Origin of the sequence: Colwellia sp. C2M11, assembly GCF_018860915.1 — a bacterium.
GTDB lineage: Bacteria > Pseudomonadota > Gammaproteobacteria > Enterobacterales > Alteromonadaceae > Colwellia.
Window position 1 is genome coordinate 201,829 of sequence record NZ_JAHKQD010000009.1, and the last position, 18,149, is coordinate 219,977.

Annotated in this window: 12 protein-coding genes; 5 read left to right on the top strand and 7 right to left on the bottom strand. The window is 36.3% G+C overall.

Annotated elements, in window-relative coordinates; translation table 11 throughout:
- Positions 1-153: 153 nt before the first annotated feature.
- Positions 154-927 carry a transcriptional repressor AgaR gene (gene agaR, locus KO509_RS02835; RefSeq protein ID WP_215971771.1) on the top strand — a complete coding sequence of 258 codons (774 nt, stop codon included), beginning with the start codon at positions 154-156 and terminating at the stop codon, positions 925-927.
- A gap of 74 nt (positions 928-1,001) precedes the next feature.
- Here agaR and KO509_RS02840 read toward each other — a convergent pair whose 3' ends face one another.
- Positions 1,002-3,893 carry a TonB-dependent receptor gene (locus KO509_RS02840; protein WP_215971772.1) on the bottom strand — a complete coding sequence of 964 codons (2,892 nt, stop codon included), beginning with the start codon at positions 3,891-3,893 and terminating at the stop codon, positions 1,002-1,004.
- Positions 3,894-4,489: 596 nt separating this feature from the next.
- Between KO509_RS02840 and KO509_RS02845 the strand changes: the two genes are divergently transcribed.
- The 3 genes from KO509_RS02845 (at position 4,490) to KO509_RS02855 (ending at position 8,136) form a co-directional block, all read left to right on the top strand.
- Positions 4,490-5,416, top strand: a complete 927-nt coding sequence (locus KO509_RS02845) for a DMT family transporter (RefSeq protein ID WP_215971773.1) — start codon at positions 4,490-4,492, stop codon at positions 5,414-5,416.
- Between the two features lie 303 nt (positions 5,417-5,719).
- On the top strand, positions 5,720-7,021 hold the full coding sequence (locus tag KO509_RS02850) for a D-tagatose-bisphosphate aldolase, class II, non-catalytic subunit (RefSeq protein WP_215971774.1): 1,302 nt from the start codon (positions 5,720-5,722) through the stop codon (positions 7,019-7,021).
- Positions 7,021-8,136 carry an SIS domain-containing protein gene (locus tag KO509_RS02855; protein ID WP_215971775.1) on the top strand — a complete coding sequence of 372 codons (1,116 nt, stop codon included), beginning with the start codon at positions 7,021-7,023 and terminating at the stop codon, positions 8,134-8,136. The genes KO509_RS02850 and KO509_RS02855 overlap by 1 nt, the downstream gene beginning before the upstream one ends.
- 127 nt (positions 8,137-8,263) lie before the next feature.
- Here KO509_RS02855 and KO509_RS02860 read toward each other — a convergent pair whose 3' ends face one another.
- Genes KO509_RS02860 through KO509_RS02870 form a run of 3 tightly spaced genes read right to left on the bottom strand, consistent with a single transcriptional unit; the run spans position 8,264 to position 9,970 of the window.
- Positions 8,264-8,779, bottom strand: coding sequence for a methylated-DNA--[protein]-cysteine S-methyltransferase (locus tag KO509_RS02860; protein WP_215971776.1), 516 nt, complete (start codon positions 8,777-8,779; stop codon positions 8,264-8,266).
- A 28-nt stretch (positions 8,780-8,807) separates the two neighbouring features.
- Complete coding sequence (locus tag KO509_RS02865; RefSeq protein ID WP_215971777.1) at positions 8,808-9,170, bottom strand: carboxymuconolactone decarboxylase family protein; 363 nt, start codon at positions 9,168-9,170, stop codon at positions 8,808-8,810.
- 17 nt (positions 9,171-9,187) lie between these two features.
- A complete protein-coding gene (locus KO509_RS02870; RefSeq protein ID WP_252727348.1) occupies positions 9,188-9,970 on the bottom strand; it encodes a 3-hydroxybutyrate dehydrogenase in 783 nt (260 codons plus the stop codon).
- Positions 9,971-10,320: 350 nt separating this feature from the next.
- Here KO509_RS02870 and KO509_RS02875 point away from each other — a divergent pair, with 350 nt between their 5' ends.
- Positions 10,321-12,708, top strand: a complete 2,388-nt coding sequence (locus KO509_RS02875; RefSeq protein ID WP_215971778.1) for a Tex family protein — start codon at positions 10,321-10,323, stop codon at positions 12,706-12,708.
- A gap of 453 nt (positions 12,709-13,161) precedes the next feature.
- Here the strand turns inward: KO509_RS02875 and KO509_RS02880 are convergent, their stop codons facing one another.
- The 3 genes from KO509_RS02880 to KO509_RS02890 all read right to left on the bottom strand — a co-directional run bounded on the left by KO509_RS02880 (position 13,162) and on the right by KO509_RS02890 (position 18,050).
- Positions 13,162-14,796 carry a methyl-accepting chemotaxis protein gene (locus KO509_RS02880; protein ID WP_215971779.1) on the bottom strand — a complete coding sequence of 545 codons (1,635 nt, stop codon included), beginning with the start codon at positions 14,794-14,796 and terminating at the stop codon, positions 13,162-13,164.
- 239 nt (positions 14,797-15,035) lie between these two features.
- On the bottom strand, positions 15,036-16,088 hold the full coding sequence (locus tag KO509_RS02885) for a DcaP family trimeric outer membrane transporter (protein WP_215971780.1): 1,053 nt from the start codon (positions 16,086-16,088) through the stop codon (positions 15,036-15,038).
- 381 nt (positions 16,089-16,469) lie between these two features.
- Entirely contained in the window at positions 16,470-18,050 is a 1,581-nt protein-coding gene (locus tag KO509_RS02890; protein ID WP_215971781.1) for a methyl-accepting chemotaxis protein, read from the bottom strand.
- Positions 18,051-18,149: the final 99 nt, after the last annotated feature.

The following is an 18,149-nucleotide window of genomic DNA, read 5'->3' on the forward strand; positions in this document are numbered from 1 at the left end:
GGGTATTGAAGGCATATGTAAGAAGAAATACTTGATTTATATGGTTAAAATAGAAATTTTGATTAAAATAAGGTCTTCATTATCTTTCGTTGATGCGTTACTCGATTACTGTTAAAATACTAACTATTAAATAAAAAATATAGTAACTTAAATATGCTTAATACTATTGAAAGACGCCAGAAAATTATTGATAAAGTAAATGAGTTAAGCCGTGTCGACGTAGCACAATTGGCTAGTGAGTTTGATGTTTCGACTGTTACGATAAGAACTGACTTAAATGACCTCAGTAAAAGACGATTATTAATTAGATCTCGAGGCGGCGCTGTTGCAATTAGTAAGATAACTAAAGAATTATCAGTAAAAGAAAAGCATTGCAAAAACTCTCACATTAAAGAAAAGTTGGCCGAAGCCGCTGTACAGTTAATAAATAATGATGAGTTAATAATACTTGATTCCGGCACCACTACCGAAGAAATAGCCAAGTTATTGCAGAACCATGAAAATCTAGTTGTAATGACTAATGGTTTAAATATAGCCACTGAGCTTTCTCATTTACAAAACTCAGAAGTGCTAATGACTGGTGGAACGTTAAGACAAAAGTCATTATCGTTTTATGGACGTCAAGCAGAAGCGAGCCTTAATAATCTTCGCTTTGATAAAGTGATTTTAGGTGTGGATGGTGTGGAAATATCTTCAGGTTTCACGACACATTTTGAACATGAAGCAACATTAAATCGTTTAATGTGTAATATTTCAAAAGAAGTTATTGTTGTTACCGATTCTTCTAAGTTCGGGAGAAGTGGATTATATATCATCGATTCGCTTGATTCAATTGATATACTCATCACGGACAATAAGATTCCTTCTCAATATATAGACTATTTTCAATCAAAAAACGTTAAGCTAATTATTATTGATGTTGATTAGCATTTTTATTTTAATAGTGTAAGAATATAAAGGAGCTAATATTTTCATATCAGCTCCTTTTTATTTTTTAGGTCTTAAAACTTATATCTAACGCCTACACTATAACTCCGGCCCCATTCAGAGTAGCCACCAGAGCCTGTTAAGCTTGTTGAGCCGTTGTATCCTTGCCAGCCATCATCTAAAAGATTATCAATTTGAACAAAAGTCTCTAAGCCTTCAGATATATAGAAGGTCGCAGAGGCTGATGCCCAAGTAGAAGCTGTTGCAATCGCTTTATACGTACTTTCAGTTATACCGTCAGCATTAGGAGCATTTAATGATGACCAATGAGAGGTTACAAAGCTTTCGGTGTGATCAGCGGATAAGCTTAAACTCATGTAGTCGTTATTATACATTAAGCTAAGTGAATACGCTGTGTCAGGAATTCCGGCTAATACGCCAATAACATAACCATCTACAATAGACTCTGTATCAATATAGGTATAATTGGCGACAACGCCAAAGCCAGACTCAAAAAAGTGTTGCATGGCAAATTCATAACCTAATACTTTAGCTTGGTCTAAATTTAGCGGTTGATTTACCCCAAATACGACATCTTCAAAACCTTGAGGATCCCATGGTCGAGGGTTATTTACACTGTAAACTGGCGCATCTTCTCTGTTGTTGACGTAAACATCTTGCCCTCCTTGAACGAAACCATCGATATCTTTGTAAAATAATGCCGCTGATAGCGATGAGCCTTTTTGATAATACCATTCAATAGAGACATCGACTTGTTCAGCCGTAACAGGTGTTAAGTCAGGGTTACCAAGCTTGTTAATGGTGTATTCGCCCCAAGTGGAAGGGGATGTATCTATTTGTGTTGACAGTTTATCAATTTCTGCTCTTGCCATTACTTCTGCGTAAGAAAAACGCACAATTAATTCATCAGAAAATTCGAATTGCAAATTAACTGATGGTAATAATTCACTATAGTCATTACTAATTGAAATAGGTGTTCTCTCACCATGGACAACGATATGTGTCCATATATCGGCGGGTGATTGATCAATATAAGCAATTGGCCAATCCCAACCTGTTGAGGTAGTTTCAGTTTGAACGTAGCGAAGCCCAATATTACCTGAAACGTTTACTGAATCGAATTCATGACTAAAATCAGCTTCTAGGTAAAGAGCAATCGTTTCTTCTGCAACTGCACCAGACAAATCTGAATTCCATGTAGGAAAAAGTGCGTCTGAATAATCATCCACATAAGGTACGCCTGTGACAGGATCTATGATATTTGGATTGCCATCAGCGGCTCTAACGCCATTGAAAGCTTGTTCAACATCAAAAATAGCAAACTCTCGAGGGAAATCACCACCTACATTGTCTAAGAAGTTATCGAAAGGAAAAGCTTGAACAACATCAACACCCACATCTGACCATGAAAATGGAGCACCGCTATATAAAGACATAGAAGAAACGTTATCAAGTTGTGTACGTTCTTTTGTACGTTTATTATAAACAATACCGGTATGAATATTATTAATAATAGGCATATCTAAAAAGAGATCATATTTAAGTGAGGCACCAATCACTTCATCTTCTATGTCAACTCCTTCTAGTTTGGTGAAATGAGGACCAAATTGGCTATTCTCTACTAAATCACTAACTTCACTAATGCCTGCTGTATTATCAATGAAATTGAGATCAATACTGGGAAGCTCTCCTGGTGCTAACGTCACTCTGGATGTTGTTGAACCAGCAACGGATGCTAAAGGAACTGAAACAACAAATCTATCCTTACCACCTGCTTCACGTTTTGCATTTGATAAATATAAGTCACCGCTAAGTACTGAGTTTTTTGTTAAGTTATATTTAGCGTTGAGGCCTAAGTTTAAAGTGTCAACCACACGATGTTCTTCTAAAGTCACTAATTGTGGCACTAAGTTATCAACGGTTAACCCTGTGATTAAAATACCGTCAGGATTTAATTCAGTTGTTGGTCCTCCGTATTCTACATCTCTCCAATTTGAAGAGTCGGGAAAATAATAAGACTCTGTATAGCCTTTCACCGGTGTATCTAAGCGAGTGAACAGGGCGTCAACTACAATATCTAAGTCATCATTAGGGCGATATTGAAAAGCTGCTGAAATAGCTGTCCGCTCTTTATTTTCTTCGTATGCTGTGTAAGCGATAGTGCCGGGAAAAACTAATTCTCTATCTGCTGCATCATTCGTGTCGCCATCACCATTACGATCCCAGTTCCAGTTATCTGCTGATGCGGCATTAAAGTTATTATCTGATAATGAATCTGTTCGTGTAGGTGTTCTACTATAAAGGGCAGAGAATAAAATTCCCATGGTGTCGTCAGCAAAGGTGTGCGAGCCTACACCGGTCATTTTATAACCATATTTTTCAGCTTGATCGCCATACTGGCCTGTGAAAGAAGCCGATCCATGTGTGCCTAGATTGTCAAAAGGTCGTGCGGTAACAAGGTTGACTGCACCACCAATACTGCCTTCTAATTGTGAAGCTTTGCTCGACTTTAAAACCCAAGCCTCTGAAATAACTTCTGCTGGCAATACATCAAAAGCAAATTCACGACCACTTGAGTCAGTTGCCATAATGCGTTCATTAATCGTAACAATACTAAATTCGGGCCCTAAACCTCGAATATTAACGCCTTTACCCTCACCACCACTGGTTCTATCGATGGTAACACCGGTTATGTGCGATAATGAGTCAGCAACGTTAGCATCAGGGAATGCACCTAATTCACTTGCGGTAATTCCATCCATTATAGAATCAGCATCACGCTTATAATCTAATGCTTTTATTAAACCTGATTGAGAAGAAGTAACTGTAATTACTTCCATATCGCTTTCAGACTGTTTTTGATTTTCAGCTGAATAAGCGGTATTCGTACAAAAAAACAGGCCAATTGCTACTGTTAACGCATTCTTTACAAATATATCCTTCATGACTTCCTGCCTTAATATTTATTTTAATTCAATGTTTTTTTTGTTTTATTTGTAACATTAAAACAGTAACAAAAGAGAATGTATCTTTCAAGTTCCTTCATAGTGTCTGTTTTTAGTTTTCTTTATTTACGTTTTTTTTGGGGGGATCTCTTTATTACTTGAATAGCTGGGGTCATGTCAAAGTTATAATGAATACTTATCACTATAATATTTTTAATAGTGAAATAACATTTGCTGCTAGAAGCTTTATAAGAAGGAGAAGTAATACAGTATTGTCTCTAATTTATTCAAGCCTCGTTACCTTTCATTTTTTAACTAACAATAATATATGAAGCTTTCGTTTGTTGTCATAAGTCGTAGGGTGATGTAGTATGAAATAATCAGTAAATAATGAAGCGTATAACAAGGTATTTAAATGGCATTGGTTATCGAGTTAAGCCCACTAATGCACAACGATAATGCTTCAAGCCGTTATACATTAGGTTGGTTAAATAGAAAGTAAGTAAAATATAAGTTAAAAGAATGGGTTATCATTTTTGTTAAAAATAATTAACTTATTTTGAAAATTTTACATAATTCATAATAAGAGGTAAATAATGAGTACAACTGATGTCGATAAAGGAAAGCACGTAGGTGTATTAAAAACAAAAAATAGTAAGTATAGCTGGTTGACGTTTTCAATAATCACTATAACGCTATGGGGAACATGGGGAGCATTGATTTCTATTCCTGAGCAGAATAATTTTCCTGCAGAGCTTGGTTTTATAATGTGGGCTTTATCCATGATAGTACCAGCGTTTTTTGCATTAAAAAGTGTGGATTGGAAATTAAATACAGGAAAGTTTTCAATAATATTTGGCAGTATTATTGGCTTACTCGGCGGTGTAGGACAGCTCATTTTATATTCAGGTGCAATTGCCAATGGTCCTGCGTATTTAATCTTTCCAATAATTGCTTTAGCACCTGTTGTCACTATTATTATGTCGCTGATTTTTCTAAAAGAAAGAGCAGGAGTAAAAGGCTGGCTTGGTATTGCGCTAGCAATAATTGCTGTGCCATTCTTAAATTACTCTGAAGCAGGAGCGGGTGGAGAACATTCTGGTTGGTTGATCTTTGCATTATTAGTTTTTCTTGCTTGGGGGGTTCAAGGTTACTTTATAAAGTATGCTAATGAAAAAATAGAAGCCGAAAGCATTTTCTTTTATATGGCACTTACTAGTTTACTGCTTTGCCCGGTTGCGTGGTTAATGGTTGATACGCCAATGGCCGCTAATTGGCATTGGGATGGGGCTGGATTAGCTTTTACTATTGGTTTATTAAACTCTTTTGGAGCATTATTTTTAGTATTCGCTTTTCGATATGGAAAAGCGATTGTTGTTAGCCCTCTTGTGAATTGCTTGCCGCCTATTATTACCAGTATCCTTTCATTAATAATGCTTTCGGTATTACCAACACTTGTTGTGGGGATTGGTATGTTGATTGCGTTGATTTCAGCGTATTTCTTGGCTTTTGATGAGTCATAAAAATACCTAGGTTGTTGGTGAAATTATAGTTAAGCTAGTAACCATTAGCTTATATTAACCTAATGAATATATAGGGTATTTTTTGTTAAATAATGATTTATTTATATTTTAATATTGTTTATTGCAATAAAACTCAACATGCCTAGCTCAATAGGAAATTAGTTAAGTTTCTTGCGTGGTTAATAAAGTAAATGTAAATAAATAGATAAAAAAACAAAAGCATTTGAAAAGATGTGTAAACAATGTTAGATTTCACTTTTTAATAAATGATTATTGGATTACTAGTTTACCTTAAGGCTTTTTATGAATGAAATAACACAGATAATGACAGACAACAAGAATGGTATTCCACGTGGTATTTATTCTGTATGTAGCGCTCATCCGACAGTAATAGAAGCAGCATTGCTTCAAGGCGTTGAAGATAATTCTCCTGTGCTTATAGAAGCGACAGCAAATCAGGTTAATCAATTTGGTGGCTACACCAATATGAAGCCTGCTGACTTTACCGTTTTTGTAAAAAAAATCGCTGAAAAGGTTAAATTTCCGATAGCTAACATCATTTTTGGTGGCGATCATTTAGGGCCAACTTGTTGGACTAGTGATACAGCAACTGATGCGATGGAAAAATCAAAGCAATTGATCGAAAGTTATGTTGCTGCTGGTTTTAAAAAAATTCATTTAGACACCAGCATGCAATGTGTGGATGACTTAGCACCTCTTTCAGATGAGACAGTTGCTAAGCGAGCTGCGATACTTTGTAAAGTAGCTGAAGAAACAGCGATACGTGAATTTGGTAAATCAGATATTTTATATATTGTGGGTACTGAAGTACCTCCACCAGGCGGTGCTAAAGAAGAAATCGATACCTTAGAAGTTACCCCTGTAAGTAATGTTAAAGAAACAATTAGTGTTCATGAAGCTGAGTTTTTAGCAAAAGGCTTAAATGACGCTTGGACACGAGTGATTGGGTTAGTTGTTCAACCCGGTGTAGAGTTTGATAACTTTACTGTCTTTAAATATGACGCAGAAAAAGCTAAACCATTAAAAAGTTTTGGGGCTAGCATGCCAAGACTGGTATTTGAAGCACACTCTACAGATTATCAACCTCCTGAAGCATATAAAGCATTAGTGCAAGATCATTTTGCTATTTTAAAAGTGGGACCTCAACTTACTTTTGCTCTTCGAGAATCGCTTTTTGCATTAAGTTTTATTGAGCAAGAGTTAGTAGATAATGTTTCACTATCAAATCTACGTGAAGTTTGTGAAACCGTTATGTTAGAGAATCCAAATGGCTGGGATAAATTTTATCCACATGACCAAAACAATTTAGCAACTTATAGACGTTATAGTTTTAGTGATCGTATTCGCTATTATTGGAATAATGAAGTCATTGAGAAAGCAATAGATAAGTTATTTGAAAACCTTAAAGGCATTGAGATTCCATTGCCTTTATTGAGTCAATTTATGCCAAAGCAATATGATGCTGTAATAGCTGGCAAGCTTAATAATTCACCTAAAGCTTTAGTGTTAAATAATATTATGCAAGTGACTAAAATATATGCGGATGCATGTCACTTTCAAACAACATCAAGAGTAAAAAAATAATGAATGAGTACTTATCAATATCTACCGAGAGCTTAAAGAAAAACAATGCTTTTTGGACGGCAAAAGAAATAACACAACAACCTGAGTGTTGGTCAATTACCCGTGATTTAGTACGTAATAATGATGAATTAGCACCTTGGTTAGAAAGTGTTTTGGCAAAAGAAAATTTACGTATCATTCTAACGGGTGCCGGTACATCTGCCTATGTTGGTGAGGCATTAGCACCGCATTTAACGAAAGCATGTAACCGTTTAGTTGAGGCTGTAAGTACTACGGATATTGTATCAAGTCCTGATCAGTACCTCATTAGCAGTATTCCCACGTTACTAGTATCATATGGGCGTTCAGGTGATAGCCCTGAAAGTGTTGCTGCGATTAAACTAGCAGATCAAGTACTTGATGATTGTTACCATTTGGTCATCACGTGTAATGAAGATGGCAGTCTTGCTAGGTATGCCAATGAGTCTGAAAAAGCATTCAGTGTTTTAATGCCAAGCCAATCACTTGATCAAAGTTTTGCAATGACCAGTAGTTTTACTTCAATGTATGTTGCGACACTCGCTATTTTTGCTGCAGATGATAAGCAGTTAGCTTTTGCTATTGACGCAGCACAACATGTGATTGAAACATTGTGCCCAACAATACAAGACATTAGTCAGCTGAATAATACCAAACAAATTTTCTTAGGCTCTGCAGCACTTTCTGGAATGGCAAAAGAAGCATCGTTAAAATATTTAGAATTAACTGCCGGTAAAATAGGTTGTTTTTGTGAAAGTTCTTTGGGTTTTCGACACGGACCGAAATCGAACGTTGATGAGAAGAGTATCATCATAATGCTTGACTCAAATGATGAATATATTAGTCATTATGATAATGATATGGTCAATGAGTTAACTGCCAATGCTATTGCGATGAAAGTGGTTACATTAAAGAGCCTTTTACCAGAAGTGCCTGACGATCTTAGTGATGTATGGCTTGGGCTACCTTATATTGTTATTTGCCAAATACTGTCGTTCTATAAATCATTATCTTTAAATTTCACCCCAGACAATCCTTGCCCTACTGGTGAAGTGAATCGTGTTGTTCAAGGTGTAAATCTTTATCCTTTCGGATAAGTAGCATTCACATCAAAATGGTTTTAGCAAACAATGGTACGGCTTTGTTTAAAAGTCTGCCATTAAAATAAAAACATCAATCATCATGATTGGTGTTTTTTTGTATAAAGTCATAATGTAGTGAAGACTACTTTAATTCAAACTCTTGTTTGTTTTGTACTTCCTTTTGTTCTAAATTCAACAGCCAAGCTTTTCTTTCTAAGCCTCCGGCATAACCGGTTAAGCTGCCATCTTTACCTATCACGCGATGGCAAGGAATAATAATAGAAATAGGGTTCGCACCATTGGCAGCACCAACGGCTCGCACTGCTTTAGTATTATCCATTAATTCGGCTTGTTCACTGTAATAACGAGTTTCGCCATAGGGGATCTTTTGTAACGCCTGCCAGGCTTGTTGTCTAAATGACGTTCCTTGAGGGGCTAAAGGTAAGTTAAATGTACTTCTTTTACCGTCAAAATATTGAGAGAGCTGTTTTTTGGCTAATAGTGTTATTTCGTTTTCTTGATAAATATCGGTATTCATTAATTCAATATCTTTAACGCGATCGGTAAATTTAACCCGATAAATAGCATCATGATCGGAAAAAATGGCAAGGTCGCCTAATGGTGTCGGTAAAATACTCAAAAAGAGGTTATTAGTCATAACAATGATATGCCTTAGTAAAGTTGATCTAGTGGTTGTTGAGTATTTCTTTGGCCGCTCGAAAGGCTTCTTGTGCTGCAGGAGCACCGCAATATACGGCACTATGAAGAATTACTTCACGTATTTCTTCCATTGTCGCACCGTTATTTAGCGCGCCTCGAATATGACCTTTTAATTCTTGTGGTGTTCTTAAGGCGGCAAGCATGGCAATGGTAACTAAACTGCGGGTTTTAAGGTCTATACCGCTTCGTTGCCAAGTTGACCCCCAACCATGATCATTAATAAAATCTTGCATAGGTTGAGTGAACTCATCGGCATTATTTAAAGCCCGATCAACAAATTCCTCGCCCATTACTTGTCGACGTATTTTTTCACCTTTAGTTATTGTCATCTTCAATTCTCTTTACATTATTGTGCAGTCCAAGCACCATCCATCGGTAAAGATGAGCCTGTTATACTGCGAGCACTATTACTACATAAGAATAAAATAAATTCACCAATTTGGCGAGGATCCATCATTTCAGGTAATGGTTGCTTTGCCGTGACTAAATTATATTTAGCTTGTTCAAATTCAACATCTTGTTTCTGTGCTATTTCATTAATTTGGTTATTAATTAATGGGGTATCGACCCATCCTGGACAAATAGCATTGACAGTAATACTTTGTTCAGCGCACTCGAGTGCTACTGCTTTTGTTAAACCGACAATACCGTGCTTAGCTGCTACGTAAGCTGATTTATTCAATGATGCAACTAAACCATGAACTGAAGCAATATTAATTATACGGCCCCAGCCATTATTTTTCATGTTAGGTAATGACTGTTGAATAGTATGAAATGCAGCGGTTAAATTAATTGCGATAATAGCATTCCATTTATCTTCAGGAAAGGTAGCTATGCTTTCAGTATGCTGAATACCAGCATTGTTAATTAAAATATCAATTGAACCCATAACCTCTAAAGCATTATGTATAAAAGCTGAAATTTCATGAGAGTCCATGAGATTCGCCTTATCAAACATAGTTTTTATATGATATTTTTTTGAGAATTTTTCTGCTAATTGTTCGCCTTCTGCTTGACTCATTAAACCATGTAAAACTAAGTTGATGCCCTGTTCAGCAAGTGTATGTGCTGTTGCTAAACCAATACCGCTTGTTGATCCTGTGATTAAAGCTGTTTTTCCTTTAAGCATAATGAATTCCTAATTTATTGTAAAAATAACATCTAACAAAAGTCTAAAGTGAGTTTTCTTCTATAAACCATGAGTAAATATCACGAGTAAAAAATTGGTATGTCCATATACCGAAAACGAAGGAAACCAAGGTGATTCTTGTCATTTTAAAGTGTTTATTACTTAGCATATTAACTGGTATAGGTTATTTAATATTTAGCACCATAGTGCTACATACTCTTTTTGATACACTTATATTTTGTTCAAAAGTAGTTAAATGCATATTAGTAGTTATTCGACAAAGCGACTTTCTGGTATGATTTGCCATTATTGGAAAATACTTATTTATTTAACGTTGGAACTGTAAATCAATGTCAGCTATTGCCGAGCAAATTAGTGAGCAAATCGCTCAAGAACTTAAAGTTAAAACCTCTCAAATTAATGCCGCTATTAACTTATTAGATGATGGGTCAACCGTACCTTTTATTGCTCGTTATAGAAAAGAGGCAACAGAAGGTTTGGATGATAATCACTTGCGTGAGCTAGCAACTCGATTGGTTTATCTTCGTGATTTAGAGGCTCGACGCCAAGTTATTTTAACCAGCATAAAGCAACAGGATAAACTAACGGCAGAATTAGCTAAACAGATTAACAGTGCCGATAATAAAACTCGGTTAGAAGATTTATATTTGCCTTATAAGCCTAAGCGTCGCACCAAAGGGCAAATTGCTATTGAAGCAGGCATTGAGCCATTAGCGACTAGTCTTTTTAATAATTGGCAGTTAGATCCTGAACAAGAAGCGCATGCTTACTTAGGTAAGGTCGCTATCAAGAATGCTGGTTTTGATGATGTTGAAGCGATTTTGGCGGGCGCTAGTGCTATTTTAGCCGAGCGTTTTAGTGAAGACGCTAACCTATTACAAAAACTACGTAGCCATATCCTTAAGCAAGCGCATTTAACAAGTAAAGTTGTGAAAGGTAAAGAAAAAGAAGGTACTAAGTTTAGAGATTATTTCGACCATAGTGAAAAATTAAAAACAGTCCCTTCACATCGTATGCTTGCAATGTTGCGTGGCCGTAATGAGGGTTTTTTGCAGTTAAAAATTGATGTTGATCCTAGTCAGGAAAAAAATGCAGTTTCCAGTGCTGAACAAGTTATTAATGATCATTTAACATTGCGTTTAACACAGCAAAAAGCGGCTAGCTTTTTAACCAGTACTGTGCGTTTAGCGTGGAAAAGTAAGTTGAGCGTTAGTTTAAGTAATGAAATTTTAACACAGTTACGTGAGCAAGCTGAGCAACAGGCAATTAAAGTGTTTGCCGAAAATTTATCAGACTTATTAATGGCAGCACCTGCAGGGGCGAAAGTAACACTAGGATTAGATCCCGGTTTACGTACAGGTTGTAAAATTGCCATTGTAGATGCCACGGGTAAATTACTACATACCACCACTATTTTTCCTCACGCTCCACAAAATCATTGGGATAAATCAGTACGTACTTTGGTTAATATATGTCGTCAACATAAGGTTGAATTAATTGCTATTGGTAATGGCACTGGATCCCGTGAGAGTGATAAATTAGTTAGTGATGTTATTGCGCAATTTGACTCTACTACGGGATTAGCGAAACCGAAAAAAATGATAGTAAGCGAAGCCGGGGCGTCGGTTTATTCTGCCTCTGAATTTGCCGCGAAAGAATTTCCAGACCTTGATGTTTCAATACGTGGCGCAGTGTCTATCGCAAGACGTTTACAAGATCCCTTAGCTGAACTAGTTAAGATTGACCCAAAAGCTATTGGTGTAGGTCAATATCAGCATGATGTGAGTCAAAGCCAGTTAAGTAAAAGTTTGGATGATGTTGTAGAAGATTGTGTAAATGCTGTTGGTGTTGATTTAAATTCAGCATCTGTGGCATTGTTAACTCGCGTTGCTGGCTTAAATAAAACGATGGCGAATAATATTGTACAGTTTCGTGATGAACAGGGCGCTTTTAGTAATAGAAAACAATTAAAGAAAGTCGCTCGTTTAGGGCCAAAAGCTTTTGAACAAGCGGCTGGATTTTTACGTATTAGTGGTGGTGACAATCCCCTTGACCAGTGTGCTGTTCATCCAGAAACATACCCTATTGTAGAAAGCATTATTAAGCAGCTTAATATTGATAGTGCCAATTTACTTAATAGCGCAGAGCAATTACAGAAAGTTAATATCAGTGAATTAGCAACTGAGCAATTTGGTGAAGTGACGATTAAAGAAATTATTAAAGAGTTAGTCAAGCCAAACAGAGATCCAAGACCTGAATTTAAAACAGCGACTTTTGTTGATGGTGTTAATAACATAACTGACTTAGAAGTTGGTATGGTGCTTGAAGGGGTTGTTTCCAACGTTGCTAATTTTGGTGCATTTGTTGACGTAGGTGTGCATCAAGATGGTTTAGTACATATTTCGGCAATTACTGATAAATTTATTAGTGATCCACGAGAAATCATCAAAGCTGGTGAAATAGTTAAAGTTAAAGTCGTGGAGGTTGATGCTGCTCGCAAGCGTATTAGCTTAACTATGCGTTTAGATGACAGTGTCAGTAAGAGCGATGGTAGTTCTCAGGCAAAGCATGAAAAGACAAGTAGTCAATATAAGCCTAAAAGTAACAAGTCTCAAGAAGCTGCGCCAAGAAAGCAACATAAGCCTAAAAGTCAAAAAGTAGAAAATGCTGTAATGGGTAATGCTTTTGCCGATGCTTTTGCCAAATTGAAAAAGTAAATTTGTCCTGAATTTAGTTATCTAATTAAGCCATTTAGAATAATCTTTAAGTGGCTTAATACCTTTTTGACGCTGTTAGCGTTGCAACTATTCCCCCAAAAATCGAGTAAAGATAACATTACTAAGAATGGATTATTGCCATTCAATATTTTCGCGCCTAAAAAAATTTAAAATAAATGAAAATAATAGTTGACTATGTAAATGCAAATCATTATCATTTCTATATTGGTTGAGGCAAATGAATGCTCTCTCAGGCGCTTTAACTAATGGAGTAAGGCAGTAGCTTGGTGGTTATGCTTCAGGACACATAATCATCAAGTTTCTTCTTTGCACCTTGATTCAACTTATTCCTTTGGGTCAGTCGATTAAAAATTTTTGATGGTTTTACCAGTACTTACAATTTGTAAGTACTGGTTTTTTTATTTTACCGATTTATTATTTATCTTGTATCAATTAGAACTTAAATCGTCCAACTACCTCTGACATGCTATGGCTACTGGCTCTTAGCTCCGAACTAGCATCTAAAAGTGACTCTGATGTTGCTAGCGATTCATCTGTCATTCCGGCTAAATCATTAATACGTAAATTGACTTCATCAGCGGCTTGAGTTTGTTGCTCTGTTGCACGTGCTATTTGAGTATTCATTTCTGAAATAAGTTCCATTAGTTTATCTATTTCAGATAAAGCATCATTAGCTTTACTCGTTTGTTCTACAGTTTGGTTAGAAATGTCTTGGCTAACTTGTACTGCAGCTACTGCTTCTTGTGCACCTGCCTGCAACTTTTGAATCATTTGCTGAATTTCATTAGTACTTTGTTCTGTTCTATTCGCAAGTGTTCGTACTTCATCAGCAACGACAGCAAAGCCACGACCTTGTTCTCCGGCTCTAGCTGCTTCAATAGCAGCATTGAGTGCTAATAAATTGGTTTGCTCGGCAATACCGCGAATTACATCAAGTACCGAACCAATATTGTCACTTTCAGCCGCAAGGCTAGTTACCACTTGTGAAACACCATCAATATTAGTTGATAAAGACTGCATTTGGGTTATGGTGTTTGCAATGATTTCTTTCCCGTGATTTGTGTTATTTTGTGCGTCATTGGCGGCATTTTCAGCAGCAGATGCATTATTACTTACATCACGTATTTGTGACGTCATTTGCTCCATTGCCGTTGCGACTTGTGTAGTTATATCACTTTGGTTTTGTGTTAATAACTGTGCGCTTTCGCTGGCATCTGCAACTGACTGAGCACGGCTAAGTACAATATTAGCGTTGTTTGCTACATCGGCAAGGGAATCACGCATTTTAGTCGTAAACTCATTAAAATAGTGTGCTAAACGTGAAATCTCATCTTGTGCCTTTTCATCTAACGTGCGGGTTAAGTCGCCATCTCCTTCAGCAATATCTTTCATTAAGTCAGAGGCTTCGTGAGTAGGTGTGATAATACTTTTGCCGATAATATAACCAAGAAGGGTTATCAATAGTATTAAGATGAAGACATAAATCAGTAATGAATTTCGTTGAGTTTCAAATATAGTATCTACATCATCAATATAGGTACCTGAGCCAATAATCCATTGCCAAGGCGTGAATCCTTTAACAAATGATATTTTATTTACTGGCTGGTCGATACCAGGCTTCGGCCATTTGTAAGGGACAAAGCCTTCACCTTTGTCTCGCACAATATTAACCATATTAATAAATAGAAGAGTTCCATCAGGATCTTTTGTGGTACCAACATCTTTGCCATTAAGTGCAGGTGTTATCGGGTGCATAATTATGCGAGGTGTAAAATCATTTATCCAAAAATAATTACCGTCTTCATATCTCAAGCTATTAAGTACTTCCATTGCTTGCTTTTTAGCTTGTTCTTCATTTAATAAGCCATCGTTTTGTTGTTGATGAAAATGTTCTACTACACCATAGGCAGTTTCAACAACTTGCTGATTAGTATTATATTTTTGTTTTAATAATGATTGATATGCTTGAGATAAGCTAATTGAGCTTAGAATGATAAAACCAGATAAAACCAAGGCTATAAGTAATATTAAGCGCTGTTGGATAGTAAATTTACGTAAAAGTCGCATAGAAACCTCTTTTATAGAAAAGCTATTAAGTTTTAGTATAGACCTTTATAGATCTAATCTACATAGAAATAGCAGCGATATCAGTCATTTTCATGATAATTATAGTACTGATTAATAGAGTTGGAGAGATGATTTTGAAGATTGTTATTTTCTGAAAAAGAGGAAGCAAATGCTTCCTCAAAACAACCTCAACTCGAGGTTGATTAACGCAAGTTAATATAGTTATTAGTGGTTAAGCGCTATAAAACGTATTTAGCTGACAGTTGTAGGTATGTTGAATCTCTGTCAACTTCATCCATTTCAAAGTTACCAATTTCAGCACCAAATGAAAGCTGTTTAGTGATATCTTTAAATAAGTTAACAGCCACGTGATTGCGTTTAGTATCAGCTAAATCGGCATCTGTGCTGCCATAAAATACTGTTGAGCGCATATCGTCAGTCCAAAAATGACGGTAAGCCATCATAAATGAAGTGGTTTTTTCAGCTTTCTCGCCGACTAAATCTCTAGCAGCAACTACACCAACGTAACGACCAGTGTTACCACCATGTACTTGAAAACGGAAATCATCTTTACCAACAGTTTTAATGCGACCGGCAATACCGAAACCTAAAGCAGATTCTGTACTACCACCTACGGTATTTAATTGACGTGCCAAACCAGACACTGAAACGTTACCCCAATCACCTTTAAAAGTATATTTAGCAATGAAGTCAGGAATAGAATCTTGGCTGCTATCGCCTTTGTCAGAATGTGGATTTTCTAATGATAATTGTAAACCACCGTTGGTATAACGAATTTGACCTTGTCTGATGAAAGCAGAAGCATTGAGTGGTCCACCGAAATCAGCGGCTTCAGCTAAAGAGCTAGTGTTTTGGAACGTTGTCCAAGTTTGACCTACTAATATGTTTTTATATTGAATAAATGCATGGCGCAAACGCGGATTTGATGAGTTAGATACTATTTCATTACCACCACCTGAAACGGCGTCACCATAAAAGTCCATTTCAATAAAGCCGGTAACATCGCCATGTACATATTTAGTATTAAAGCGAGTTTCATTTACTGCAATACCAAAATTAGAGGTGCCACCTTCTGCGACTGAGCCACTACCGTACCAATAATCTGTTGGAGAAACATCACCATCGGTGTAGCGAGCATCAACTTTAATATAACCGCCAAAAGTCAATTTATCATTGTCAGAAAGATCGAAGGTGTAACCTGCATTTGCAGCGCCCGCCATCGTTAAAAGACCTATTGCTAACAAGGTTTTACTTTTTTGAATTTTAAACATTATGCTTCCCCATTTTATCTGCCTAAGGCAATATTATTTGTTGTATTAATTATTTTTATTATAAAAATAGATTTTTGTCTCTACTTTCCGATATGGCATGGATTAAGTGTTCATTCGAGTCTTAAGGTAAAATTAATATCTACTTAAAGAAATTAGACATAAGTCTAAAGAGAAGATTTTTAACCTTATACTTTAGTCTAGCGTATCAGTATTAAATAAATTATTGTTGCGGTAAAGATAATTATATTACAGCAGTATGTGTTTCTATTTTGATTGGGTTTGATAACTCAAGCATTAATGCTAAGCATGTTATGAGCTATCAATTAATATAGTTACTTACCGGTGGTAAAGTGCATTGGATAGAATAATAAATACCATTTATTATTTTGCTTTAAAACCGATTCTGAAGCCGCCCCAATGTTTGCCATTTATAAAAATAGGCGCGGATACATCATGCATGATTTCACCAGTGTCACGTTTGTAAGTTTGTAATAAAAACTTGTCGGTGTGTTGGCCACAACGTATGCCTGTTGGGTCGGTAAATAATCGTTTGGTTCTATTATTAACCATGTCAGTTTCAGGATTACCGGTTAGCGGCTTAGAGAAACATTTGTTATGCGTTGGAAAATAGCCATTAATATCAACGGCACCGGCATAAATCATATCACTGAATTCTTGCAACAAGGGCTCTTGAATTTGAGGTAGGTATTGATCTGTAAAGCTATCAAAACTTGTTGTGAATTTTTCAGGAACACTATTACCTAGAGGTTTATAATTAAAGTCAAAAAGTTGTTGCTGTGATATTTTATTAGCGGCAATACTTTGTTCAAAAAGTTCGCCGACTTTTTGAGCTGCTAATTCAGCCTGCTTACACATGTTATGGATTGGCGTGTCGTTATCAAATTCTGACAGATATACGAAAATAGATTCCGTACTATTAGACAGTGTTTGGGCTTGTGTTGAAATATGCTGAGTCTCACGGCTTTTATCAACGAGAAAGTCATGTAAACTCACAACAGAGGTGGATATTTCGGCAGCGGCTAAATCTTGTTCTTGGAGTGCATGACTAATTTGGTTACTAGCTGCGGATGAATCAGCCATTAAGTTATCTATATCAGTAAATGATTGTGACAAATCTTGTAAGGTAGTAACTACACTGTCTGTTTGACTCACAATTGTAGTCATAACCGTGGTAGTTTCATTCGTTTCTTGACTAATTTGTTTGAGCATTTCGCCTATTTGCTGAGTAGCATCAGCCGTTTTAGCAGCTAAAGCTCTAACTTCATCGGCTACAACAGCAAACCCTCGACCTTGATCTCCTGCTCTAGCGGCTTCAATTGCTGCATTTAATGCTAATAAATTTGTTTGAGAAGATATACCATCAATTACATCAGTAATACTTTGTATTTCAAGTGCTTTTTGTTCAAGTGATTGAATTTTACTTGAGGCGCTATTGACTGATTCGCTAAGTAAATTAACAACAGAAATATTATCATGTAATTGTTGTGAACTTGATGAACTGGCATTCATGGCTTGGCTTGCTTGTTGTGAAGCGAGCTCAGCATTATCATGTATTTGCTTGCTATTCATTGACATTTCTTCAGCTGCGGTGGCTAGACGGTCAACATCGTCACTGGATTTTTCTATAGCTTCACTTAATTTCGTAAGAAAGAAGCTAATCTCGGCAGAGTTGATTGCCAATTCACTAACTTGGCTTCCCATTTTTTCGCCAATATTTGTGAAGTGATTTGAGGTGTGTTGTGATGTGTCTGTTGAGGTGTTATCTAAAGCAGGTTGGCTTTTTTTGGTGATAATGAATAGTGATATAAAGCTGATACTTGCAATGGCTATTGTCGATAATAATAAGGAGGAAAATATATAGGCACTCAAATAGTGAATAGTTCCGATAGATAGAGATAGCAAAATTGCTAATAGCATGTCAGATATCAATTTATTATTCATTATTATTATCCTTAAGTAACTAAGAAAACTCTATTTCTTTTAGCATAGCAGAATATAATAGAAGAATAACTTTCAGCAATAGGACTTTAGTTGGAATAA

Bases quoted from the DNA above. Each gene is read 5' to 3' on its own strand.
- KO509_RS02880 (WP_215971779.1), bottom strand. From the start codon at position 14,796: ATGCGACTTTTACGTAAATTTACTATCCAACAGCGCTTAATATTACTT.
- KO509_RS02855 (WP_215971775.1), top strand. From the start codon at position 7,021: ATGAATGAGTACTTATCAATATCTACCGAGAGCTTAAAGAAAAACAAT.
- KO509_RS02860 (WP_215971776.1), bottom strand. From the start codon at position 8,779: ATGACTAATAACCTCTTTTTGAGTATTTTACCGACACCATTAGGCGAC.
- KO509_RS02870 (WP_252727348.1), bottom strand. From the start codon at position 9,970: ATGCTTAAAGGAAAAACAGCTTTAATCACAGGATCAACAAGCGGTATT.
- KO509_RS02840 (WP_215971772.1), bottom strand. From the start codon at position 3,893: ATGAAGGATATATTTGTAAAGAATGCGTTAACAGTAGCAATTGGCCTG.
- KO509_RS02890 (WP_215971781.1), bottom strand. From the start codon at position 18,050: ATGAATAATAAATTGATATCTGACATGCTATTAGCAATTTTGCTATCT.
- KO509_RS02885 (WP_215971780.1), bottom strand. From the start codon at position 16,088: ATGTTTAAAATTCAAAAAAGTAAAACCTTGTTAGCAATAGGTCTTTTA.
- KO509_RS02875 (WP_215971778.1), top strand. From the start codon at position 10,321: ATGTCAGCTATTGCCGAGCAAATTAGTGAGCAAATCGCTCAAGAACTT.
- agaR (WP_215971771.1), top strand. From the start codon at position 154: ATGCTTAATACTATTGAAAGACGCCAGAAAATTATTGATAAAGTAAAT.
- KO509_RS02845 (WP_215971773.1), top strand. From the start codon at position 4,490: ATGAGTACAACTGATGTCGATAAAGGAAAGCACGTAGGTGTATTAAAA.
- KO509_RS02865 (WP_215971777.1), bottom strand. From the start codon at position 9,170: ATGACAATAACTAAAGGTGAAAAAATACGTCGACAAGTAATGGGCGAG.
- KO509_RS02850 (WP_215971774.1), top strand. From the start codon at position 5,720: ATGAATGAAATAACACAGATAATGACAGACAACAAGAATGGTATTCCA.